Below are 24,940 nucleotides of genomic sequence, written 5' to 3'. Positions count from 1 at the left end.
GTATGCATCCGCTTCATTATCGAATGATAAACTAAGAAAAAGCCGAGCGGAACCGCCACGCCTCACGCGGCGCGGCCGGTCGACGCGCTGCCGCTCACGCGGGAGGCGCGCCGGATGCGACCTGATCGATCAGGTTGAGCATATCGTCCGATGGAAACGGCTTGCGCAGGAACGCGACCGCGCCTTGCGCGAGCGCGCGGCGCACCGACTCGTCGTCGCCGTGCGCCGACATCAAGATGACCGGAAGCGTCGCCTTGCGCTGAACCAGCAGGCGTTGAACGTCGAGACCGCTCATACCCTTCATCTTCAGATCGACCAGCACGCAAGCCGCGCCGTCCAGCGGGCCGGCCGCGAGGAATTCCTCGCCCGACGCGAATGGCAGTGCGGTATGACCAGCCGATTTCAGCAAGCTGGCAAGACTCTTACGGACCGACGCATCGTCATCGATGATGCAAACAATGGCCATGAAATGAGAACCTGAGAATTTTGTCAATCCAGAACATCGCGACGCGGCTTGCGCCGCATCGACGGGCGTCACCGCCGCGCGCGACGCCCGCACAACCCGTGTGTCATGCCCACGGTCCTGCCACCAGCAGCGGTTGCGCGGGCGCTGCCGGCGTCGGCGGCAGTGTATCCGCGCGTTCCTCGCCGACGAAGGACGCACACCGGGCATGGACGCGGCCGGCCTCGCCCGATTCCGCCAGCTTCTCGAGCGCATACGCGCGCACGACCTCCAGCAGCGAATAGCGCTTCGAGAGCCCGACCGAATGAACGACCAGCAGCGATTTCGATGCAAGACTGGCCAGGCAGTCGAGCACCCGGGCGGCGCCCAGTTCGTCGCAGGCTGCCACCGCGCACGCCGCATCGAGCCGGAACGCATCCGGAAACACCGCGATGCGGCACAGCACGGTGCGCTCCGCATCGTCGAGCAGCCGATAGCTCCATTCGATCGTGGCCCTGAGGGTCTGCTGGCGCGGATGGGCCGTACGCAGGCCGCCGGACAACGACAGGACGGACTTGTCGAGATCGGCTGCCAGCCCCTGGATCCCGAGCAACGCGACCCGGGCCGCGCCGAGCTCGAGCGCGAGCGGCAGGCCGCTCAGGCGGCGGCAGATGGTCGCGATCGCGTCCAGCGTCTTCGTGTCCGCCGGAATGTCGGTGCCCATCGCGCGAGCCCGCGCCAGAAACATGCGGACGGCGCCGCACGCGACGATCTCGCCGTCGTTCGCGCCGGCCGGCGGCGCCGGCAGCGGGCCGACGCGATAAACGCGTTCGCCCGCGACCCGCAGGGGTTCGCGGCTAGTCACGACGAGTGTCGCGCCGGCATTCGCCTCCGCGATCGCTTCGCAGAGGTCCGCCAGATCGTCGATGTGCTGCTCGGCATTGTCGAGCACCAGCATGACGCGCTGCTCGCCGATCGCACGCACGACGTCGGCAGGTTCGGCGCCGCGGCTGCCCGGCAGGTCGAGCGCGTCCAGCACCGCCGACGCCAGCGTCGCGTCGCCCTGCCAGCCGGCGAGATCGATCCGGACCATCTCGATGCCGCGCACCGCCGACCAGGCCGTGGCGACGTCCAGCGCGAGATGCGTCTTGCCGACGCCGCCGGGGCCGACCAGCGTGACGAGCGCCTCTCGCTCGAGCAGCGCGTGCAACTCGGCCGCTTCCTGCTCCCGGCCGATCAGCGGACATTTGCGCGGCACCGCGCCCGCACGAACGCCGCCTGCCGGCTCGAACCCGGCCGGCAGGCGCTCGGCGTGGTCCGGGTCGACCGGCGGAGCGAGCCGATAGCCGCGGCCCGATTCGGTCCGTATCCACCCGTGCTTGCCGCCGAACAGCTTGCGCAGCGTCGAGATGTGCACCTGGATGTTGTTCTCGACCACGATCGTGTTCGGCCACACGGCTTGCATGATCTCGTCCTTCGACACGAGCCTGCCGGCCGCCTTCACCAGCAGCTCGAGAATCTCGAATGCCCGGGCGCCGATATACCGGGGCTGCCCGTCGACGCAGACTTCGCGGCACTCAAGGGAAACCGTCACCCGCCCGAACGTGTACATGATCCGCACTCGCTTATGCTGCTCCGCACCTTGCGCCGCCTCGCGAGGCGACGCCCTCTGTTCCGGCCGCCCAGTCGCAGCGATGCGTGTCGGAAGGCCTGAACCCATGGTATGGCGCGACAGGCGCGCCGACCATTATCTATAGGTTTAGTCGGGTACCGGCCAGCCCGGTCGTCGGGAACGGCGTGTGCCGGGGGTGCTGCAAATTTCCTCAGGCTGGCGGACAATGCACGGCGCTGCCCAGACGCGCGCAACCCAGCCCGGCCGCCCCCGTTTTACGCGCCGGTTTCGCCCTGCTCCACCCAGCCTGCCCTCACCGTGAACCAACCCTTGAGAGACCCGGACGACACGAACCGAATGGATGCCGACTGGCTGGCGCGCGCCCGCATGTCGAATGCGGTCCGTTCGGGCGACGTGCTGTGGTTCGACCTCACCGACGCCTGGACGACGCGCGTATGGTCCGCATGCCAGACCGGGTGGGAATCCGACCAGCGCTGCCGGCAATTCGAGCACGAATACGCATTGAACGAAGCGCTGGAACCGGCGTGGGCGATCATGCCGGTTGCGCTGATCCGCGCCGCGGACGGCCCGGTGCTCGTCTATCCTCGCCCGGACGTGCGTGCGTTCGACACGCTGGCGGACGGGCGGCTGCCGCTCGACGTCTTTCTCGACGCCGCGATCCAGGCCGCGCGCACGCTCGGGCAGCTTCATCGGCGCGGCTGGCTGCATGGCGATCTGCAACCGGCCAGTTTCGCCGTCGCGCCGGACGGTACGGTCATGCTCCGCTCGTTCGCCCATGCGTGGAATCGTCGGACGGAACGCGCCGCGGCGAGTACGATGCGCACGGATTTCGCCGCCTACGCGGCGCCCGAAGTATCCGAAGGCTCATGCGTCGACGAGCGCTCCGACCTGTATGCGTTCGGCATCACGCTGTTCCGCCTGCTGACGGGCGCGATGCCTTACAAGGCCACGTCGACGTCCGAATGGGTCCACGCGCACGTCGCGATGCAGCCGTCGCCGGCCACGACCTTTCGCGACGACCTGCCTGCGATCCTGAACGACCTGATCCTGAAACTGATCGCCAAGGAGCCCGCCGATCGCTACCCGTCCTGCGAAGCGGTGCAGCACGATCTCGAACGTATCCGGCGCGACTGGCTGGCGGCAGGCCGCGTCGAGCCGTTCGCGCTCGGCGGCAGCGATCCGCTCGCCGGATTGCACGCGCCCGACCTGCTGGTCGGCCGTGAAGCCGAATCCCGCCGGCTCGAGGCGGTGCTGGCGGCCGTATCGCAAACCGGCAAGACGGCCATCGTGCTGATCGACGGGCCGGCCGGCGTCGGCAAGACCGCGCTGGCCGAGGACTTCATGCGCCATGCGCGGGCGGCGTCGCGCACGGCCTGGTGCACGTCGGCGAAGGTCGATCAGTTCCAGCCCGCGCGGCCCTACGCGCCCGTGCTGCAGGCCCTGCGCGCGCTGTTCGGCAGCGCGCTGGCCAGGCGCGACGACGAAATCGCGGCGATCTCCGCGCGGCTGCGCGACTGCGTGGGCCGTCAGGCCAACCTGCTGTCAGGCATCTTCCCGGAGATCGCGTGGTTGCTCGATGTCGAGCCCGTCGCGTTCGACCATACCGATGCGATTCCGGAATTTCACCTATGCCAGATCGTCGTGAATGCCTTCCGCGCATTCGCGGCGCCGGCCGAACCGCTCGTCATGGTGCTGGACGACATCCAGTGGGCCGACGACGCGACGCTCGCGTTTCTCGCGTCGATCGCTGTCGATCCGCCGGCCAATGTCTGCGTCGTTGCCGGTTATCGAAGCGGGCCGCAGCACGACCACCCGCCGGCATTCCGCCGCTTCCTGCAGCAGCTCGACCCCACCCGCCTGTCGGCCCTGACGCTGGCGCCGCTCGACGCACCCGACGTCACGCGCATGCTGGCCGGCCTGCTCGGGGAGGCGCCGGACCGGCTGTCCGGGCTCGGCGACATCGTTCACCGCAGGACGGGCGGCAATCCGTTCCACATCCAGCAGTTGCTGCGCACGCTGATCGACGAGCGGCTCCTCGGCTACGACCCGGCGCGACAAACGTGGCAATGGGATGCGGCCGACATCGACGCGCGCCGCCCGACCGAGAATGTCGTGAGCCTGCTCGCGATCCGGATGCAGCGGCTGCCGCATGAATCGAGAACGCTGCTGTCGCTGCTGGCCTGCATCGGCACCGATGCCGACGACGCGCTGTTCTGCGCCGCCGCCGGCAAGACGTGGGCCGAACTCCGCTTCTGGCTGGACCCCGCGCGCCAGGCGGGCCTCGTGTCGCTCTCCGGCAACCGCTGGCGCTTCGTTCACGACCGCATCCTCGAGGCCGTCTACGCGGTCATCGGGCGGGCGGAGCGCGCGCAGTGCCATGCCCGGATCGCCGCCGCGATGCTCGGGCGCGCGGACGCGCAGTCGACCGAATCCCTGCTGGAACTCGCCGCCCAGATCGAGCAGGCGAAAACCGCACCGCTCGACGGCGCGCTGGCACTCGCATTCGCGGATGCCCTGGTCGCGGCCGCCGCGGCCGCGGCGATCGTTGCCGCGCGCGATCGCGCGCTGTCGTTTCTCGCGACCGCGCATTCGCTGCTCGGTCCTCACGCATGGTCGCAACACTACGGTCTCGCGAGCCGGATCGGCATCCTGCGCAGCGGCCTGCTGCTCGCGACCGGCGAAACCGCGCAGGCATCCGATGCGATCGACGAGCTCATGGCGCGGACGCGCACGCCGGCCGATCGCGCCGAGGCCCACCGGCTGAAGGCCGCGCAGCTCACGGTGGAGTCGCGCTACCGGCAGGCCGTCGACGTCGCGCTGGCCGGGCTCGCGCTGCTCGGCGTCGTACTGCCGGCCGAGCCGGTCGAGGCCGATCTCGCGGCGGCGTGCGACGCCGTGCGCGATGCGCTCGATGGCCGCGCCATCGGCGAACTCGTCGACCTGCCCGTGATGACGGACACGCGCGTCGAAGCCGCGATGGCGCTGCTGACCGCGCTCGAAGCCGCGATGTTCTATCCGAGCGGCGGGCTGATGTTGCTGCATTTCGCGACGATGGTCCGGCTGACCCTGCGCCACGGCGTCACCGCCGCGTCGGTGCAGGGGCTCGCGTGGTACGGCGTCAGCATTGCCGGGCATCACGACGCGTATGAGGACGGCCTCGAATTCGCGAAGGTCGCGCTCGCGCTGGTCGATCGCCACGGCTTCGAGCGCTACCGCTCCGCAACGCTGATCGCGCTCGACCAGGTGAGCGTCTGGACCCGGCCGCTGTCGTACGCGCTCGAGCGCGCGCGCGATGCGAAAGCGGCGGGCAATGCGAGCGCCGAGCTGCGCTGGATGTGCTACAGCTGCAACCACATCGTCAGCGATCTGCTCGCGATGGGCGAAGCACTGCCGACGATCCGCGACGAGATCGATCCGCTGCTGCAGATCGCACGCGGTGCGCGTTACGACGACATCGTCGACCTCGTTTCCACCCAGTCGGAATTCGTCGACGCGCTGCAGCTCGGCTACCACCGGCCGGTCGGCACCTGGCGTACCCGTGCGTCGACGAAGACGCCGATGTCGGTCCTGCAGTTCTGGACCGACGTGCTCGCCGGCCAGGCGGCCTTCATTTTCGGCGACGCGGACGCGGCGCGCGCGTCGCTCGACGCGGCCGCATCGAGCGCGTGGTCGACACCCGCGCACATCATGCTGTCCGACTTCCACCTGTTCGGCGTGCTGGCCGGCATCGCGAGCGACCGCGGCGCCACGCCGCCCGAGCGGCTGCTCGAACGCCATGCGCCGCAACGCGCGCGCTTCGCAGCGTGGAGCGAGCGCAATCCGGGCACGTTCCGCAACAAGCTCGCGCTGATCGATGCCGAATTCGCACGCGTGCGCGGCGAACATATCGTCGCGATGCAGCAGTACGAGGTCTCGGCCAGCCTCGCGGCGGAACGCGGTTTCGTGCACGAACAGGCGCTCGCGCACGAACTGGCCGCGCATCACGCCACGTCGCTCGGGCTCGCCGGCCCCGCCCGCCATCAGTTGCGGCTCGCCCATGCGTGCTACCGGCGCTGGGGTGCGGCCGGCAAGACGCAGGCGCTGGAAGCGCAGCATCCGTTCCTCGTGATGGACCCGTCGCCGGGCGGCCCGGCCATGCCCGCGCGCGAAGATCTGGATTTCTCGCTCGCGATGCGCGCGGCCCATTCGCTGTCCGAGGAAATCGTGCTGGAGCGCCTGATCCAGACGCTGATGCGCAACATGATCGTGTATGCCGGCGCGCGTTATGGCCTGCTGCTGCTCGTCCGGCACGACCGGCTGACGATCGAGGCCGCCGCGCGGACCGTCGGCAGCGACGTGATCGTCGACATTGCCCGCAGCGAACCCACCGAGCAGGATGTCCCGCTGTCGATCCTGAACACCGTCGCCCGGACCCGCAAGCCAGTCGTGCTCGCGAACGCGCAGCGTGAAGGCGTTCCCGACCACGCCGACAGCCTGCGCGCGCACCCGACGCGCTCGCTGTTCTGCCTGCCGCTGTTGAAGCAGGGTGCGCTGATCGGCGTGCTGTATCTCGAGAATGCATTGTCCAACGGCGTGTTTTCGCCGCGGCGCATCGCGATGCTGGAAGTGCTCGCGCCGCAGGCCGCCAATGCGCTCGAATCAGCGCGGCTCTACGCGGAACTGATCGACGAAAACACGCGCCGGCTCGAGACCGAGGCCGCGCTGCGGCATGCACGGACCGAGCTCGCGCGCACCGCGCACATGACGGTGATGGGCGAACTGGCCGCGTCGATCGCGCACGAGATCAATCAGCCGCTGACGAGCATCGTGTCGAGCGTCGGCGCGTGCATGCGCTGGCTGCGCGGCGCGCAGCCCGATCTCGGCGAAGCGCTCGCGAGCCTCGAGGACATCCGTGCGTCCGGCGTGCGGGCGGCCGACATCGTCCGCGCGTTGCGATCGCTCGCACGCCAGGCACCGCCCGCGCTGGCGCCGCTCGCGATCGACGACCTGATTCGCGACATGCTGCACCTCACCGCAACCGAAATCGACGCGAAGCAGGTCGCGCTGTGCGTCGACCTGCATTGCAGCGACATCCGCGTGATGGCGGATCGCACGCAGATCCAGCAGGTGATCCTGAACCTGGTCACCAACGCGCTCGACGCGATGGACGGACTGGCCACGTCGCGCGAACTCGAGATCGCGTCGCATGTCGGCGACGATTACGCGGTCGTCTCCATTGCCGACCGCGGCGCCGGCATCGATGCCGATATCGCGAACCGGATCTTCGATCCGTTCTTCACGACGAAATCGCACGGCATGGGGATGGGCCTCGCGATCTGCCGCTCGATCGTCGAAGCGCATGGCGGCACGCTCGAAGTCGCGCCGCGCGACGAGAGCGGCACCGTACTGACGTTCCGGCTGCCGATTTCGACGGCACGCTGACGCATGGGCCGAGCGCGCGGCGGAACCGGCGCGCGGCTCGGGCTCGGCTCAGGCTCAGGTGCCGCTCGGCCGATGCGCGTCTTCGCCGAGGAACCGGTGCACGAACGTCACGGCCATCGCCCCTTCGCCGACCGCCGACGCCACCCGCTTGACCGAACCCGACCGCACGTCGCCCGCCGCGAACGAGCCGGGCACGCTCGTTTCCAGATAGTAGGGTCGGCGCTCGAGCGGCCACACGCGCTCGAATGCCGGGCAGTCGTACAGATCGCTGCCGGTCACCAGATAACCGCCCGGATTGCGGATGATGTTCGTATCCCGGGCCCATTCGGTGTTCGGCGCACCGCCGATGCAGACGAACAGGTGCGTGGCCGGCAGCACGTCGCGCGCGCCGTCTTCCGAACGCAGCACGATCGCTTCGAGCCGGCCGTCGCCGTGCAGCGCGTCGACGGTCGAGCCGTACCGCACCGTCACGTTCGGCGTGCGCTCGATCCGGTCGATCAGGTAGCGCGACAGCGTCGCCGCCAGCGACGCGCCCCTGACGATCATCGTGACTTCGCGCGCGTGCCGCGCGAAGTTCATCGCGGCCTGGCCGGCCGAATTGCCGCCGCCGACGATGAACACGTGCTTGCCTTCGCACATCGGCGCTTCGCTCGATCCCGCGCCGTAGAACAGGCCGGCGTTGAGAAACTTCCGTTCGTCGGGCAGGCCGAGACTGCGGTATTCGATCCCGGTCGCGCAGATGTTCGAGCGCGCGGTCAGGATCGAGCCGTCGGCCAGGTCGACGCGAATCTTGCCGTCGACGAACGTCGCGTGCACGCCCTCGCGCATCATCAGTAGCTCGACGCCGAACTTCACCGCCTGCCGGCGCGCGCGCTCGGCCAGCTCGGCGCCCGGAATGCCCTCCGGGAACCCCATGTAATTCTCGATCAGCGAACTCGTTCCCGCCTGCCCGCCGATCGCATCGCGTTCGATCACGACGGCGCGCAGCCCTTCCGACGCCGCGTAGACGGCCGCCGACAGGCCGGCGGGACCGGCGCCGTAAATCGATACGTCGTACTCGATGAAGCGAGGCCGGGCGACCCAGCCGAGCTTCGCGGCAATCTCCGGCAGCGTCGGCTGGTAGATGCGCGAACCGTCCGGGAAGATGACGACCGGCAGCCGGATATCGCGCAGCGGCGCGATGCCCAGCTCGCGCGCGCAATCGGTGTCGGACGTCAGTTCGCACCATTCGTACTCGATCACGCCGCGCTTCAGGAAGTCGCGGATTGCGTAGGCCTCCTTGCTGTTCGGCAAACCGATTACCTTGACATGCTGCGGCTGAGTCATGAGCGCCTCCCGGTGGCCGTCGTGTCGGATCTCGCCCGGACCTCGCGCCGGGCGCACTTGCGACTGTACGTCCCCCTGCCGCCCGGGTTGACATGCTTAATAAGAATTAAGGTCCGCGCGCGACACGGCCGTCCACAATGCACCGTATCCAACCCCGCTCGCAGCTTCGCGCCGGCCGCGCTGCGAGCGATCTCCGGCGCCGGCATCGGAGCGGAAGATGACCACGACCTGCACCCATCTCGGCGAAGCGCGCATCCTGACCACCGACAAGGACTACTGCGAGGAATGCGTGAAGTCCGGCAGCCAGTGGGTGCATTTGCGCCTGTGCCTGACATGCGGGCACGTCGGCTGTTGCGACTCGTCGCCGAATCGCCACGCCAGCCGGCATTTTCACGAAACCGGCCACCCGCTCGCGCGTTCGATCGAACCCGGCGAGCGCTGGGTCTGGTGTTATGCGGACGACGTCATGGCCGGCGAGATCGCGTCGTAACGCGCCGCGCGCCGCGCGCCGCGCGCCGGGATCCGGCGCCCGCGCGCGCCCGTGTCCCACGACGAGCCGCCCGTCGCCCCCACCTGTCACATCGATCCGGCACCTTTCCGGACCGCGGGTTAACACCGTTCGATCGCGCCTTTGTCATGCCGATCTTTTCGGCTATAGTTTATCGAACGATAACTTATCTTTCGATAAACAAGGAGTCTCCCATGCCCGTATCCAGACTCGCGCACTACTCGATCCGCACGCTCGATCTCGAGCAATCGTGCCGCTTCTACGAACGTGTGCTCGGCTTCAAGCGCGGCTACCGGCCGCCGTTCGACTTTCCCGGCGCGTGGCTCTACCAGGGCGGCGACGAAGCCGATTACGGCACGGTCCACATCATCGGCGTCGATCCGGCCAACCCCGACGGGCTCGCGGCCTATCTCGGCGACAAGGACCTGCCCACGACGGGCACCGGCACCGTCGATCACATCGCGTTCCTCGCAACCGGCGTCGAAGCGATGTGGAACACGCTGCGCGAGCAAGGCATCGCGTGGCGCGACCGCACGGTGCCGAGCCTCGGGCTGCACCAGGTCTTCATCGAGGATCCGTCCGGCGTGACGATCGAGCTCAACTACCCTGCCGCCGAGGTCGCCGGCCTGGCGCTTCCCGCCGCGGCCGGATCGGCCGGCGCCCCCCACGGAGACTGACATGAACGACAGCACTTCGACGAACCGCAAGGCCGCCATCATCGGCGGCTCGCTGGGCGGCCTGTTTGCCGCGAATCTCCTGCTGCGCAACGGCTGGGACGTGGACGTGTTCGAACGCGTGCCCGAGGCGCTTTCGGGCCGCGGCGCCGGCATCGTCACGCACCCGGAACTGTTCGACGTGATGCTCGCGGCGGGCGTGCGCATCGACGAATCGATCGGCGTGAAGGTCGAATCGCGCATCACGCTGGCCAGGGACGGCACCGTGGCGTCGGAACGCGGGCTGCCGCAGACGCTGACCGCGTGGAGCAAGATGTACCACGTGCTGCGCGCGGCACTGCCCGACCAGCATTACCACTCGGGCGCCGTCGTCGCCGATGTCGCGGACGGAGCGGATCGCGCATCGGTCACGCTGTCCGACGGCTCGGTCGTGCACGCCGATCTCGTGATCGCGGCCGACGGATTCCGCTCCGCGATCCGCGAGAAATTCCTGCCGGACGCACGGTTGCAGTACGCGGGCTACGTCGCCTGGCGCGGGCTGGTCGACGAAGCCGGCCTGTCGGACGCGACCCACGCGACGCTGTTCGGAAAATTCGCGTTCGGGCTGCCGCCGCACGAGCAGATCCTCGGCTATCCGGTCGCCGGCCAGGGCAACAGCACGAAGCCCGGCGAGCGCCGCTACAACTTCGTCTGGTATCGCGCGACCCGCGAAGACACCGACCTGCCGAACCTGCTGACCGACGAGACCGGCAAGCTGTGGGCGGGTGGCATTCCGCCGACGCTGATCCGCCGCGACGTCCTCGACGACATGGAAGACGCGGCGCACGCGCTGCTTGCGCCGCAGTTCGCCGAGGTCGTGGCGCGTGCGACGCAACCGCTGTTCCAGCCGATCTACGACCTCGAAGTGCCGAACATGGCGTTCGGCCGGATCGCGCTGCTCGGCGACGCCGCGTTCGTCGCGCGGCCGCATTGCGGGATGGGCGTCACGAAAGCCGCCGGCGATGCGCTCGCGCTCGTCACCGCACTCGCCGCGCGCACCGACCCGCTCGACGCACTGTGCGAATACAGCGAAACGCGCACCGCGTTCGGCGCCGCGATCGTGCAGCACGCACGCCATCTCGGCGCCTACATGCAGGCGCAACTGAAAGACGACACCGAGCGCGCAATGGCCGAGCGCTATCGCACGCCGGAAGTCGTGATGCGGGAAACCGCCGTTCCGCCGCATTTCTGAGCGCGGACGGGCGCCGCGTGCGAGACGCGCGGCGCCCGCTGCCCGGCCCGGATACCCAAACCAGAAGGAGACACCGTGAACCACCCGATTCCGGCTGCCGCCGGCACCGCATCCGACCTGGACGCGCCGGCACAGGCCACGCATCCGCTGCTGCGCGATGCCCGCTTTCGCGATCTCGTCAGGCGCAGAAGGCTGTTCGCCTGGTCGCTGACGCTCGTCATGCTCGCCCTCTATTTCGCGTTCATCCTCATGCTGGCGTTTTCGCCGACGCTGCTCGGGCAGCCGATCGTGCAGGGCCGGCCTACCCCGTGGGGCATCCCGGTCGGTTTCGGCATGTTCGTCGTCACGTTCGCGCTGGTCGCGCTTTACGTGTATCGGGCCAATTCGGTGCACGACACGATCGTCGCGTCGATTCGTCACGGAGGCGATCAATGAAACGCCTGCTCATCGCATCGATCGCCGCCGTCGGCCCGGCACCGGCATTCGCGGCCGGCCCCGCGGCGCTGGCGCACGGGCACAATCCGGTCGCGATCGGCATGTTCCTGCTGTTCGTCGCGTCGACGCTTTTCATCACGCGCTGGGCAGCGCGCAAGAACCACAGCGTGGCCGACCACTACGCCGCGGGCGGCAAGATCACCGCGTTCCAGAACGGCTGGGCGATTGCCGGCGACTACATGTCGGCGGCGTCGCTGCTCGGCATCTCCGCGCTGGTGTTCACGAGCGGCTACGACGGCCTGATCTATTCGGTCGGCTTTCTCGCGAGCTGGCCGATCATCCTGTTCCTGATCGCCGAGCCGCTGCGCAACCTCGGCAGGTACACGCTCGCCGACGTCGTGTCCTATCGCCTCCGGCAACGGCCGATCCGTGCGTTCGCGGCGTCGAGCTCGATCGTCATCGTGCTGCTGTACCTCGTGTCGCAGATGGTCGGCGCGGGCAAGCTGGTCGAGCTGCTGTTCGGCCTGAACTACACGGTCGCGGTGCTGATCGTCGGCGTGCTGATGGTCGTCTACGTGTTCTTCGGCGGGATGCTGGCGACGACCTGGATCCAGATCATCAAGGCCGTGCTGCTGCTCGCCGGCGCGGCCTTCATGGCGATCATGGTGCTGGGCCGTTTCGGCTTCAGCCTCGATGCGCTGTTCGCGCAGGCGATTCTCGTGCATCCGAAACATGCGGCAATCATGCGCCCCGGCGGCCTGGTATCCGATCCGGTCTCGGCCGTGTCGCTCGGTCTCGCGCTGATCTTCGGCACGGCAGGCCTGCCGCACATCCTGATGCGCTTCTTCACGGTCGGCGACGTCAACGCGGCCCGCAAGAGCATCCTCTATGCAACCGGCATCGTCGGCGCCGGCTATGTGCTGATCGTCATCATCGGCTTCGGCACCATCGCGCTCGTCGCGTCGGACCCGCAGTACCGCGACGCATCCGGCGCCATCGCGGGCGGCGCGAACATGGTCGCGGTCCATCTCGCGCATGCGGTCGGCGGCGACGTGTTCCTCGGCTTCATCTGCGCGGTCGCATTCTCGACCATCCTGGCCGTGGTCGCCGGACTGACGCTCGCGGGTTCGTCGGCGATCTCGCACGACCTGTATGCGAACGTGCTGCGTCGCGGCCGCGCTTCGGATCAAGAGGAAATGCGCGTGGCGCGCGGGACGACCGTGGTGCTCGGCGTGCTCGCGATCCTGCTCGGCATCGCATTCGAAAAGCAGAACATCGCGTTCATCGTCAGCCTCACGTTCTCGATCGCGGCAAGCTCGAACTTTCCCGTGCTGCTGCTCTCGATCTACTGGCGCGGCCTGACGACGCGCGGCGCGGTACTGGGCGGCCTGACCGGGCTCGCCACCGCCGTGACGCTCACCGTGCTGAGCCCGACCGTCTGGGTGCAGGTGCTCGGTCATGCGCATGCGGTCTATCCGTACGAATATCCGGCGCTGTTCTCGATGGCGGCGGCATTCGCCGGCGTCGTCCTGTTCTCCGTCACCGACCGCTCGGCCCGTGCGCAACGGGAACGCGATCAGTTCGACACGCAGCTCGTCGCCTGCGAAATGGGCATGACGCCACGCGGCTGAGCCGCACGCCCCGAAAAAATCGATATCCCGTGGGAGACACCATGTTGAACTGCACCTGCTGCATGTCGCCGGCACGGCGCCGCCTGCTCGGCGCGTTGGCCGCGCTCGCCGGCACGGCCGTCGCCGGGCACCCCGCATCGGCGGCCGACACCGCGAGCGCACCGGCCGCCTCGACCGCCGTGCCGCGGCACCGGCCGCGCTCGATCGACATCCACGCACACTACTACCCTGAAAGCTTTTGCGATCTGGTCGGCGGCGAAGGCAAGCGCTTTGGCGGCTCGTTCGCGTGCGACGAGGCGTCGTTCACGTTCCGGACGCCCGCCGGCGGCCTCGGGCCGCTGCCGATGAAGTTCATCGACGTCGACGCGCGGCTCAAGGACATGGATGCATCCGGCGTCGACGTCCAGGCGCTGTCGCTCAGCGTGCCGATGGCGTACTGGGGCGACCGGCCGTTCAACGCGAAGCTCGCGCGCGACTGGAATTCGGCCGCGTCGCGCGTCTACCGGCGGCACCCGACGCGGTTCGTCGTCCTCGCGACGCTGCCGATGCTGAACGCGACCGATGCGATCGACGAACTCGAGCGCGCGGCGCAACTGCCGGGCGTGCGCGGCGTGTACATGGGCACCAACATCGACAACCGCGATCTCGACGATCCGCTGTTCGCGCCGGTATTCGCACGCATCGAGCAACTGGGCCTGCCCGTGTTCCTGCATCCGCAGCAAACCGTCGGCGGCGCGCGGCTCGGCGATTTCTACCTGAGCAACCTGCTCGGCAATCCGTTCGATACGGCGATCGCGGGCTCGCACCTGATCCTGGGCGGCGTGCTCGACCGCCACCCGAACCTGCTCGTCACGTTGCCGCATGCGGGCGGCGCGCTGCCGATCCTCGTCGGGCGCCTGGACGCGGGCTGGACCGTGCGCCCCGAAACGCGCCGGCTCGCGCACAAGCCCAGCAGCTATCTGCGGCGCTTCAGCTACGACACGGTGTCCCATTCGGGGCCCGTGCTGAAGTTCCTGATGGAGAACGTCGGGGTGGACCGGCTCGTACTCGGCAGCGACTACTGCTTCGACATGGGCTACGAGCAGCCGGTCCGCTTTCTCGACCGGCTCGACCTGACGGCGGAACAGCGTTCGATGATACTCGGCGGCAATGCGGGCAAGCTGCTCGGGATCTAGCGGGCAAGCAGGCATATGGAAACTTTCGACCCACGCCTGCACCGTCGGCGCAGGCCGTTGCCGGACCTGGCATCATCCGGCGAACCGGTGCGGGCCGGCATGCAACGCCACGCATCACGACGGCCGGCCGGCGACGCACGCGGCCGGCCGAACACGGGAATCACGCACGATGAAGATAGTCATTGCAGGCGGATCGATCGCGGGTCTCGCGGCCGCGCTGACGCTCGATTGCATCGGACACGACGTCACGGTCTGCGAGCGCTCGCCGACGCCGCTGCGCGGCCAGGGCGGCGGCGTGGCCGTGTTGCGCCGGATGATGGCGTTTCTCGAACGGCATGGCCGGCATTGCCGCCAGACGATCAGCGTGCCGACGCATCGGCGGCGCTGGATCGATCGCGACGGCGTCGTCACGCGGGACGAACCCGAAATGCTGCCGTTTTCGTCGTGGGACGCCGTCTACCGCTCGCTGTGCGAGACGCTGCCGCGCGGGCGCATCCATTACGGCCGCACGGTCACCGGCTTCGACCAGGACGCGGACGGCGTCGACGTCTACCTCGCAGACGAACGCATCCGCGCGGATGTGCTGATTGCAGCCGACGGCTCCGGCTCGAACCTGCGCGCACACCTCTTCCCCGGCTATACGCCGTCGTTTGCCGGCTACCTCGCATGGCGCGGCATCGTCGACGAAGCCGAATTCGACGCCGCGTCGATCGCATCGCTGGTCGAGAACATGACGCTTCACAAGGCGCCGGGCGAGCTGTTCATGGCGTTCCTGATTCCCGCGCTCGACGGCTCGCTCGTGCCGGGCACGCGCCGGTTCAACTGGCTGTGGTATCGCAACGAAGCCGATCAGGATGCGCTGCGCCGTCACCTGACCGATCGGGCCGGCCACGTCCACCACGCGTCCGTGCATCCGGGGCAGCTTTCCGACGACACCGTCGCGACGCTGCGGCAACTCGCCTGCGAACGCTTGCCTGCTTCCCTGTCGCAACTGGTGCTCGCGACGCGCGCGCCATTCAACCAGGCGATTTTCGATGCGTTGAGTCCCGCTTTCGTCGACGGCCGCGTCGCGCTGATCGGCGACGCGGCCTGCACCGTGCGCCCCCATACGGCATCCGGCACGTCGAAGGCGGCGAGCGATGCCGTGTCGCTCGCCGAAGCGCTGCCGGCGGACGCGACCGATGTCGTCGAGCGCCTGGCGTCATGGTCGGCCCGGCGGCGAGAGGAAGTGACCTCGTTGCTCGACAAGGGTCCGCAACTTGCCGCGTCGTTCGGCCTCGGCACGCCGCGCTGACGCATGTGCGCTGGCGCCGGAATGCAGCATGCGGGCGTTCAGAACGTTTCAGCGCAGCTTCAGGAAATGGCGTCGGCGCCCGCGTAGACTGCCCCCCATCCCCCACCGCGCAGGCAAACCGTCCGCGCGCGGTCCCCACCCATGGAGTAACGACATGATCTCCGCCGCGAATCGCTGCCGCCGGGCAGGCTTGTCATCGCCGAATCGATCGGCGATGCCGTGCCGCCGAACGTCCGTCGCGAGCACGCGCAAGCCGGGCCGCACCAGCCGGTCCGCCTGTCACGCCAACCGGATCGGCGGTGCCGCGCGCGATCGTCATGCGGACACGCGCGTCCGACGCGCTGTCCATTGCCCCGCCAGTCGAATGACGCCGGGCGAACCGGTTCGCGTGGAGCGCGCATGAAGCACAAACGACTCTGGTTCGGTGCGGCAGGCATCGCGATCGCCGGCCTGGCGGTCGCGATCGGCATCATGGTTCGGCCGTCGATCGCGCCGATCGATCCGCCTGCCCGCGCATCGTTCGATCCGCAACTGATTCGGGCCGGCGCGCGCGTGGTCGCGCTCGGCGATTGCGTCGTCTGCCACACCGCGAAGGACGGCAAGCCGTTCGCGGGCGGGCTGCCGCTCGCGACGCCGTTCGGCACGATCTACGCGACCAACATCACGCCAGATGCCGACACCGGCATCGGCCGCTGGTCGCGTGACGCGTTCGCGCGCGCGCTGCGCAGCGGCATCGCCCGCGACGGCCACCCGCTCTACCCGGCGTTTCCATACATTCACTTCACGCGGATGTCCGACGACGACATCGCAGCTGCGTACGCGTACCTGATGACCCGCGAGCCGGTTCGAACGAAGACGCCGGCGAACGACCTGATCTTCCCGCTCAACTTCCGGCCGCTGGTCGCGTTCTGGAACGTGCTGTTCCTGCGCGAGGGCGCATACCGGCCGGACCCGTCGCAATCCGCGCAATGGAATCGCGGCAAGGCGCTCGTCGACGGCCTCGGCCACTGCGCGTCCTGCCATTCACCGCTGAATGCGATCGGCGGCGAACAGTCGGGCAAGGCGTTCGACGGCGGCATCGTCGACGGCTGGGAAGCACCGCCGCTCAATACGCTCGGCAACGCGGTGCGGCCGTGGACGCAGGCGCAACTCGTCACGTACCTGCGCACCGGCCGCGCGAGCGAGCACGGCGCGGCCGCCGGACCGATGCTGCCCGTCACGCGCGATCTCGCGACGGTGCCGGTCGAGGATGTCGAGGCCATCGCGGCCTACATCCTGTCGATCCAGAAACCGGCCGCCCCGCGGCCTGCGACGAGCGCCGCCGAACGCCATGCGACGACGCCTGCCGGCCAACGCGGCGCGGTGCTGTTCCAGGCATCGTGCGCGCAGTGCCACGGGCCTGCATCGCCGATGCAGTCGATCGGCGAACGGCCGACGCTCGCGTTCAGCACGGCGGTCGCCGCCGACACGCCGCGCAACGCGATCCAGATGATGTTCAACGGGATCGGCTGGCACGGCGAGGACACGCTGAACTACATGCCGTCTTACCTCGACCAGTACGACGACGCGCAGATCGCGGACCTCGCCGCGTACCTTCGCGAAACGTACACCGATCGCCCCGCGTGGAGCGGCATCGACACCCTGGCCGCGAAACTCAGAAAGGAGGACAGCGCGCGATGATCACCCTCACCGTGAATGGCGTGCGGCACACGCTCGACATCGATCCGTCCACGCCGCTCCTTTACGCGCTGCGCAACGACCTGCACCTGCACGGCGCGAAGTTCGGCTGCGGCCTCGGACAATGCGGCGCGTGCACCGTGATCGTCGACGACAAGCCGATGTTCTCGTGCCTGATTCCGGTCGCCGCGGTCGGGGAGCGTCGCGTCAGGACCCTCGAGAGCCTCGGCACCGCCGAGCATCCGGGCAAGCTTCAGCAAGCGTTCATCGAACATCAGGCGGCGCAGTGCGGTTATTGCATCGCGGGCATGATCATGCGCGCGCAGGCACTGCTGGAACGCAAGCCGAAACCCACCGAACACGAGCTGCGCACGCACATGGAACCGAATCTGTGCCGTTGCGGCACGCACATGCGGATCCTGGCGGCCGTGCGCCAGGTCGCGGGCCTGCCGGACCCGGAACCGGCCGCCGCTCCCGTCACGATCAGCAAGGGACTCTGATGAACCCACCCGACGATATCGACGAAGGCCGCCGGCACTTCATGGTTTCCGGCGCGCTCTTCGTCGCGTTCAGCCTCGCACCGGCCGCGCGCGCCGCCGCCGAGGTCGTGATCGCGGACGAAGGCGCGGCCGTCCACGTGTCCGGGGCCACCGAAACGCTGGCCGGCAGCCTGAAGACCAACCCGCTGCTGGACGCGTGGATCAAGATCACGCCCGACGGCAAGGTCACCGTGTTCACGGGCAAGGTCGAGCTCGGCACCGGCGTGCGCACTGCGTTGCTGCAGGTGGCCGCCGAGGAGCTGAACATGAAGCCCTCGCTGATCACGTTCCTGACCGCCGATACCGGCGCGTCGCCGGACGAGGGCTTGACGGCCGGCAGCCACACGATGGCGGACAGCGGCTCCGCGCTGCTGAACGCCGCCGCGCAGGTGCGCGGGCTGCTGGTCGACGGCGCGGCGAAGCAGTTCGGCGTCGAGGCGCGCCTGCTCACCGTCGCCGACGCGGTCATCAAGGCGCCGGACGGCCGCACGATGCGCTACGGCGACGCGGTCCGCACCGTCGACCTGCATCGCCGCGCGACGCCGACGTCGCCGTTGAAGAGTCCGGCCACGTTCGCCGTGATCGGCACGTCGCTGCCGCGCGTCGACATTCCGAACAAGGTCACGGGCGGCGTCAGCTACGTGCAGGACATGACGCTGCCCGGCATGCTGCATGCGCGCGTCGTGATGCCGCCGGTGTACGACGCGAAGCTGCTGTCGTTCGACGAAGCCGCGATCCTGAAGATGCCGGGCGTCGTGCGGATCGTGCGCAACGGCAGCATGCTCGCGGTGGTCGCGCAGGGCGAATGGCAGGCGGTCGTCGCGCAGCGCGCGCTGGCCGCCGGCTGCCGCTGGTCGCCCGGCCGGGCGCTGCCCGATCGCAACACGGTTCACGAGGACCTGAAACGAATCTCGACGCAGCGCATCGAGATCGCCAATACGCATGCGCAAACCGCGCCGGCGACGAAAACGCTGTCCGCCACGTTCCTGAAGAACTACCTGCTGCACGGCTCGATCGGGCCGTCCTGCTCGGTCGCGCATCTCGAGAACGGCATGCTGACCGTGTGGACCCACTCGCAAGGCGTCTACCCGCTGCGCGACGCGCTCGCCGAGATGCTGTCGATGCCGAAGGCGAGCGTCCGCTGCATTCACACCGAGGGCTCCGGCTGCTACGGGCACAACGGCGCGGACGACGCGGCCGCGCATGCGGCGCTGATCGCGGCCGCGATGCCCGGCAAGCCGATCCGCGTCCAGTGGATGCGCGAACAGGAACATACGTGGGACCACTTCACGCCGGCGATGGTCACCGAGCTCAGCGCATCGCTCGACGCGAGCGGCCGCATCGTCGACTGGAACTACGCGCTGTGGAGCAGTTCGCACAACGAGCGGATCGTCAACGCCGGCCGGCTGCTGCCCGCGCGCATGCTCGAGCCGCCGTTCGTGCCCGCGCCGTCGACGCCGATGCTGCAGCCCGAGGGCGGCGGCGACCGCAACGCTATCCCGCTGTACGCGCTGCCGAACATGCACATCGTCAACAACTTCTCGCCGACGATGCCGCTGCAGACATCCGCGATGCGCTCGCTCGGCGCGCATACGAACGTCTGGTCGATCGAAAGCTTCATGGACGAGCTCGCGCACGCGGCCGCCGTCGATCCCGTCGAATTCAGGCTGCGTCACATGCAGGATCACCGCGCGCGCCAGGTGATCAAGCTCGCCGCGACGAAATTCGGCTGGCCGCGGCCGCCGCGCGAACGCAACCGCGGCGTCGGCTTCGCATTCGGCAAATACAAGAACCTGATGGCCTACGTCGCGATCGCGGTCGAGGTGTCGGTCGTGCCTGAAACCGGCCAGGTGACGCTGGAACATGCGGAAGCGGCCGTCGACGCGGGCCAGATCGTGTCGCCGGACGGCATTCGCAACCAGATCGAGGGCGGTATCATCCAGTCCGCGAGCTGGACGCTGTACGAGGCGCTGAAATACGATACGCAGCGCGTGCGCAGCTTCGACTGGAGCAGCTATCCGATCCTGCGCTTCTCGGCGGCGCCGCAAAGCGTGCGGGTCAATCTGATCAATCGTCCCGGCGCCCCGTTCCTCGGCGCGGCCGAGGCGTCGATGGGACCGACCGCCGGCGCGCTCGCCAACGCGATCTTCGACGCGACCGGCCAGCGCCTGCGCGAAATGCCGTTTGCGGGCGACGCGCTCAGGAAACGCATCGACGCCTAGCGGCACGACACGACACATCGCGCCGGCATGAACCGGCGCGGACAACAAACAGGCTGGAGATTTCGGAACGATGGATACCTTGCTTTCAATGCGCGTGTTTACGCGCATCGTCGAGACAGGCAGCTTCACGCGCGCGTCCGACACCACCGGTCTCACGACGCCGCGCGTGTCCGCGCTGCTGAGCGCGCTCGAACAGCATCTCGGCTGCCGGCTGCTGAACCGCACCACGCGCCGGATCTCGCTCACCGAGGACGGGCAGGCGTACTACGAACGCTCGGTCGCGGTGCTGCGCGAGATCGACGACATGGAGGCATCGGTATCGCAAGCGCGCAACGTGCCGCGCGGCCGTCTGAAAGTGAACCTGCCGCCGGCCATGGCGAAGCAGATCATGGTGCCCGCGCTGCCCGAATTTCTCGCCGCCCATCCGGGCATCATGGTCGAGCTCGGCGTGACCGATCGCCAGATCGACCTCGTCGGCGAAGGCGTCGACTGCGTGGTGCGGATCGGCGCGCTCGACGATTCGGGGATGGTCGCGAAACGGATCGGCAGCCTGACGACCTGCACCTGCGCGTCCCCCACGTATCTCGACCGATGCGGCGCGCCCGACACGGTGGACGATCTCGCCCAGCACGTCGCGATCAGCCACATCTCGGCCGATACGGGCCGCCCGCGCCCCTGGGACTACGTCGTCGACGGCGAAACGCGCATCGTGCAGATGTGCGGCACGGTCGCGGTCAACGACGCCGACACCTACATCGAGTGCGGCGTCGCGGGGATCGGCCTGATCAAGACCTCGCTGTACCTGGTCGAGCCGTATCTGAAATCGGGGCGCCTGCGCGAGGTGCTGACCGATTTCAACACGCCGCCCCGGCCGATCTCGATCCTGTATCCGCCCAATCGGCATACGCCCGTCAAGCTCAAGGTCTTCGTCGACTGGCTCGCGGGGCTGTTCGCGGAGATTCCGACGCTGCAGGGCAAGCGCTGTTGAAACCCGCCGCTGTTGAAACCCGCAGTTGCAACTGATCGTCCGCGCCGCCGCGCGCACAGCATGAATCACATGATTTAAGACGGCGTTCAGGACTATTCCGTCCTGTCGATCCAAACTGGCCTCATCGGGCTTCGCGATCCGCGACATCCGCGCCGGAGGCCTCGCCGACGCCGGCATGCGCTTCGCGACCGATCCCGGCACCGGCGCCCGCGCATGAACCCACGCACGATCCGCCCCCTTTGCGTGGCGCGCAATGCTCGATTGCGCCCCGGACGTATTCCCTTGTTATCGATCGATCAATAATCTTGACGGCAATGCGGCGGCTTCCGTTTCGCCGCGACGGCAATCGCAACGCCCGCCCGACGAACGGGCACCCGACATCTCTTTCCAAGGAGTCGACCATGTCAGCAGAATCCACCCCGCTCGCGCCCCACGGGCACGCGGCCAAGCTTACGCAGGGCCTCATCCTGCTGTTCGCGTTCAGTTGCGGCGCGATCGTCGCGAACCTGTACTACGCGCAACCGATCACCGAACTCATCGCGCCGAGCCTGCACATGTCCGGCGCAACCGCGAGCCTCATCGTATCGCTGACGCAGATCGGCTACGCGCTAGGCCTGTTCTTCATCGTGCCGCTCGGCGACCTGCTCGAGAACCGCAAGCTGATGATCGTCACGGCCGTCGTGTCGATCGCGAGCCTCGCGGCGGCCGCGGTCGTCCAGACGCCCGGGCTGTTTCTCGCGATTTCGCTGCTGGTCGGCTTCAGCTCGGTCGCCGTGCAGATCCTGGTGCCGCTCGCCGCGCACCTCGCGCCGGATCATTCGCGCGGCCGCGTGGTCGGCACGATCATGAGCGGGCTGCTGCTCGGCATCCTGCTCGCGCGCCCGCTGTCGAGCGTGGTGGCCGACGCGTTCGGCTGGCGCTTCGTGTTCGCGGCCGCCGCCGTGCTGATGACGCTCGTGACGGCCGTGCTCGCGCTGACGATTCCGTCGCGCCAGCCCGATCATCGCGCGACCTATTTCGAGCTGATCGGCTCGCTGCTGCATCTGGTCCGCACGATGCCGGTGCTGCGCCATCGCGCGTTCTACCAGGGCCTGATGTTCGCGTCGTTCAGCCTGTTCTGGACCGCCGTGCCGGTCGAGCTGACGCGTCACTACGGGCTGTCGCAATCGGCCATCGGCCTGTTCGCGCTCGTCGGCGCGATCGGCGCGACGTCGGCACCGGTCGCGGGCCGCCTCGCGGATGCCGGCCATACCGTGCGGGCGACGCTGATCGCGCTGGTCGCCGGCGCCCTGTCGTACGCGGTCGCGCTGATCCACGGCGCCGGCCTGTATGGCCTGGTCGTCACGGGCATCGTGCTCGATTTCGCGGTGCAGATGAACATGGTGCTCGGCCAGCGCGAGATCTACGCGCTGCACGCGGCGAGCCGCAACCGCCTGAACGCGCTGTACATGACGAGCATCTTCGTCGGCGGCGCCATCGGCTCCGCGCTCGCGAGCCCGCTGTACGAGCATGGCGGCTGGCCGCTCGTCGCCGCCGTCGCCGGCGTGTTCCCGATCGTCGCGCTCGCACACTACCTCATGATCGGGCGTCCGCACGCGGAACGCCACGCACGGACCTGAACCGGCGCCGGCACCGGTTCACGCGCGAATCCCGCCCGGGCCGTTCGCGCGCCGGAACGCTGCCGGCACGTCACCCGCGTCACTCCCGAACTTTCCGCAGGGCCCGCCGTTGCGCCGGTTGCAACCGGACGCTATCGCACGACAAGCGGCGCCGCCCTGCTCCACGCACAAGGAATCCATCATGTCTTCCCTGCTCAGCCACTACGACCTGCGCGGCCTGCCGCTTCCCAACCGTATCGTGATGGGGCCGATGACGCGTTCGCGCGCGCCGTCGCGCGGCCAGCCGACCGAGCTCATGGCCGAGTACTACGCACAGCGCGCGTCCGCCGGCCTGATCGTGACCGAAGCGACCAACGTCAGCCCGGCCTCCGCGTCGTTCGAACTGACGCCGGGGCTCGTCACCGACGAACAGGCGGCCGGCTGGAAGCAGATCACGGACGCGGTCCATGCGAACGGCGGCCGGATCTTCGCGCAGCTGTGGCACGGCGGCCGGGTCAGCTCGCTGACGCTGCTCGGCGGCGATGCGCCGCTGTCGCCGTCCGGCGTCAACGACGATCTCGAGCAGCTGCAGGTGTGGGCGCAGTTGCAGAACGGCTATTACACGAAGATTCACGCGACGCCGTCGCGCGCGATGACGACGGACGAAGTCGCCGGGACGGTCGACGAATTCCGCCACGCGGCGATCCGCGCGATGGGGGCCGGCTTCGACGGCGTCGAGATCCACGCGGCCAACGGCTACCTGCCGCACCAGTTCCTGTCGTCGACGCTGAACCGCCGCGACGACCGTTACGGCGGCTCGGTCGCGAACCGCGCGCGCTTCCTCGAGGAAATCGTCGACGCGGTCGGCGGCGTGATGCCGCTCGACCGCGTGGGCGTGCGCATCTCGCCGTACGCGAAGTACAACAACGTGCGCGACGCGGATCCGGACGCGACGTACGCGTACGTCGGCCGCATGCTCGACGAAGCCGGCGTCGCCTATCTGCACGCGGCCGACACCAACGGCTGGAGCGGCGAGCCCGACCTGCCGCGCATCGTCGAGAACACGCGCAAGACCTTCGGCGGCACGCTGATCGTCAACGGCGGCATCGCGCCGGACGCCGCGAACGCGCTGATCGATGCCGGCGACGCCGATCTCGTCGCGTTTGCGCGCGCGTATATCGCGAACCCCGATCTCGTCGAGCGCATCGCGGCGAATGCGCCGCTCGCCGCGCCGAAGCCGGTCGGCTGGTATGGCGGCGACCGCACGGGATACGTCGACTATGCGCGTCACGACGCGGCCAGCCGGGCGGCCTGAGCCCCGCTCCGGCGGCGGCCCGATGCAACCTCGCTCAGGCCGTCGCCGACCTTGGTCGAACCCGTCGTGCTGACCCGCTCACGCGTCGTTCCAGCGCGCGCCCAGCACGCGTCCGCAGAAATTCGGCCGGTGAAAATCCGGATCGGCGCGCTCGAGCACGTCGGCGCTCCACGTGCCGAACGTCGACGCCGGCCGGTGCGCGACCCCGCGGGCGATCGCATCGAGGAACGCATCGCCGAACCCGTCGCCGCGCGGGTACGCGGCGAGCAGCGCCCGCCGCTCGTCGACCGAATACGCATCGACGCCGGTTGCCATCAGGTCGGTCGATATGGCGGACGCCAGCACGCGCGCGAGCGGCGACACGCGCGCGGCCACACCGGGCGACGTATGCAGCGCGATCGCGTGCCACACGTCGTCGCGCATGCGCTGCGGCGTCCGATGGCGCAGCAGGAACGCCTGCGCGGCATCGGCGCTGTCGATCTCGTAGCGCTCGGTCGAGCGGCAATACGCGGTGCTCAGTCCCATGTTCGCGTACATCGCGGCCACGTACAGCGTATCGGCATCGCAGGTCTCGCTTGCACGTCGCGCGGCAAGCGACGCGAGGACGAACACCCGGCGCGCGTGGTCGGTAATCACCCGCGGCAGCGACGCGCATGCCGCTTCGGCGGCTTCGATCGCCATCGGCGTCCGGGGAATGCGGACGCCGGCGACTTCGTCATGGGCCGATGCGCACGTGTGCGCAGAATTCATCTCGTCTCCTTCTGCCCCGCGCCGGGGCGGGAAATTGTCCATTCATCGCGCGGCACGCGCCGGGGTCGCCGGCCTGCCCGC

Annotated in this window: 18 protein-coding genes; 14 read left to right on the top strand and 4 right to left on the bottom strand. The window is 68.8% G+C overall.

Translation table 11 applies throughout. The annotated features are described in order from the left end of the window. Positions 1-94 precede the first annotated feature (94 nt). Both ACPUER_RS22290 and ACPUER_RS22285 read right to left on the bottom strand, forming a co-directional pair. Entirely contained in the window at positions 95-538 is a 444-nt protein-coding gene (locus tag ACPUER_RS22290) for a response regulator transcription factor (protein WP_244130771.1), read from the bottom strand. 31 nt (positions 539-569) lie between these two features. Next, positions 570-2,054: a winged helix-turn-helix domain-containing protein gene (locus tag ACPUER_RS22285; RefSeq protein WP_310134059.1), complete on the bottom strand. Its 1,485-nt coding sequence runs from the start codon at positions 2,052-2,054 to the stop codon at positions 570-572. A 111-nt stretch (positions 2,055-2,165) separates the two neighbouring features. Here ACPUER_RS22285 and ACPUER_RS22280 point away from each other — a divergent pair, with 111 nt between their 5' ends. Next, the gene (locus tag ACPUER_RS22280; protein ID WP_425132135.1) at positions 2,166-7,496 is read left to right on the top strand and encodes a trifunctional serine/threonine-protein kinase/ATP-binding protein/sensor histidine kinase; all 5,331 of its coding nucleotides are present in this window, start codon (positions 2,166-2,168) and stop codon (positions 7,494-7,496) included. Between the two features lie 54 nt (positions 7,497-7,550). On the opposite strand, the gene ACPUER_RS22275 is transcribed toward ACPUER_RS22280, so the two are convergent. Next, a complete protein-coding gene (locus ACPUER_RS22275) occupies positions 7,551-8,822 on the bottom strand; it encodes an NAD(P)/FAD-dependent oxidoreductase (protein WP_175961664.1) in 1,272 nt (423 codons plus the stop codon). A gap of 217 nt (positions 8,823-9,039) precedes the next feature. Between ACPUER_RS22275 and ACPUER_RS22270 the strand changes: the two genes are divergently transcribed. The 13 genes from ACPUER_RS22270 (at position 9,040) to ACPUER_RS22210 (ending at position 24,109) form a co-directional block, all read left to right on the top strand. After that, complete coding sequence (locus ACPUER_RS22270) at positions 9,040-9,312, top strand: ubiquitin carboxyl-terminal hydrolase 14 (protein WP_034184373.1); 273 nt, start codon at positions 9,040-9,042, stop codon at positions 9,310-9,312. Between the two features lie 212 nt (positions 9,313-9,524). Then, entirely contained in the window at positions 9,525-10,007 is a 483-nt protein-coding gene (locus ACPUER_RS22265; protein WP_425132134.1) for a VOC family protein, read from the top strand. 1 nt (position 10,008) lies between these two features. Next, the gene (locus ACPUER_RS22260; RefSeq protein ID WP_310134048.1) at positions 10,009-11,235 is read left to right on the top strand and encodes an FAD binding domain-containing protein; all 1,227 of its coding nucleotides are present in this window, start codon (positions 10,009-10,011) and stop codon (positions 11,233-11,235) included. A 75-nt stretch (positions 11,236-11,310) separates the two neighbouring features. Beyond that, complete coding sequence (locus ACPUER_RS22255; protein ID WP_425132133.1) at positions 11,311-11,670, top strand: DUF485 domain-containing protein; 360 nt, start codon at positions 11,311-11,313, stop codon at positions 11,668-11,670. After that, positions 11,667-13,301, top strand: a complete 1,635-nt coding sequence (locus ACPUER_RS22250) for a cation acetate symporter (RefSeq protein WP_425132132.1) — start codon at positions 11,667-11,669, stop codon at positions 13,299-13,301. The genes ACPUER_RS22255 and ACPUER_RS22250 overlap by 4 nt, the downstream gene beginning before the upstream one ends. 41 nt (positions 13,302-13,342) lie before the next feature. Beyond that, a complete protein-coding gene (locus tag ACPUER_RS22245; protein WP_425132131.1) occupies positions 13,343-14,476 on the top strand; it encodes an amidohydrolase family protein in 1,134 nt (377 codons plus the stop codon). A gap of 169 nt (positions 14,477-14,645) precedes the next feature. Further along, on the top strand, positions 14,646-15,770 hold the full coding sequence (locus ACPUER_RS22240) for an FAD binding domain-containing protein (RefSeq protein ID WP_425132130.1): 1,125 nt from the start codon (positions 14,646-14,648) through the stop codon (positions 15,768-15,770). A 399-nt stretch (positions 15,771-16,169) separates the two neighbouring features. Beyond that, on the top strand, positions 16,170-17,450 hold the full coding sequence (locus tag ACPUER_RS22235; RefSeq protein WP_425132129.1) for a c-type cytochrome: 1,281 nt from the start codon (positions 16,170-16,172) through the stop codon (positions 17,448-17,450). Continuing rightward, positions 17,447-17,947: a (2Fe-2S)-binding protein gene (locus ACPUER_RS22230; protein ID WP_105392436.1), complete on the top strand. Its 501-nt coding sequence runs from the start codon at positions 17,447-17,449 to the stop codon at positions 17,945-17,947. Before ACPUER_RS22235 ends, ACPUER_RS22230 begins: the two co-directional genes overlap by 4 nt. Beyond that, complete coding sequence (locus tag ACPUER_RS22225) at positions 17,947-20,208, top strand: molybdopterin cofactor-binding domain-containing protein (protein ID WP_425132128.1); 2,262 nt, start codon at positions 17,947-17,949, stop codon at positions 20,206-20,208. Before ACPUER_RS22230 ends, ACPUER_RS22225 begins: the two co-directional genes overlap by 1 nt. A gap of 70 nt (positions 20,209-20,278) precedes the next feature. Beyond that, a complete protein-coding gene (locus tag ACPUER_RS22220; RefSeq protein WP_072437947.1) occupies positions 20,279-21,196 on the top strand; it encodes a LysR family transcriptional regulator in 918 nt (305 codons plus the stop codon). A 401-nt stretch (positions 21,197-21,597) separates the two neighbouring features. Next, complete coding sequence (locus tag ACPUER_RS22215) at positions 21,598-22,815, top strand: MFS transporter (RefSeq protein WP_425132127.1); 1,218 nt, start codon at positions 21,598-21,600, stop codon at positions 22,813-22,815. Positions 22,816-22,996: 181 nt separating this feature from the next. After that, complete coding sequence (locus tag ACPUER_RS22210; protein ID WP_425132126.1) at positions 22,997-24,109, top strand: alkene reductase; 1,113 nt, start codon at positions 22,997-22,999, stop codon at positions 24,107-24,109. 78 nt (positions 24,110-24,187) lie between these two features. Here the strand turns inward: ACPUER_RS22210 and ACPUER_RS22205 are convergent, their stop codons facing one another. Next, entirely contained in the window at positions 24,188-24,859 is a 672-nt protein-coding gene (locus ACPUER_RS22205; RefSeq protein ID WP_175961675.1) for a phosphohydrolase, read from the bottom strand. Between the last annotated feature and the right edge of the window lie 81 nt (positions 24,860-24,940).

It is taken from the genome of Burkholderia sp. DN3021 (genome assembly GCF_049805555.1).
GTDB lineage: Bacteria > Pseudomonadota > Gammaproteobacteria > Burkholderiales > Burkholderiaceae > Burkholderia > Burkholderia pyrrocinia_C.
Note: the sequence above shows the minus strand (reverse complement) of the source record. Positions and strands in the feature narration are given on the sequence as shown.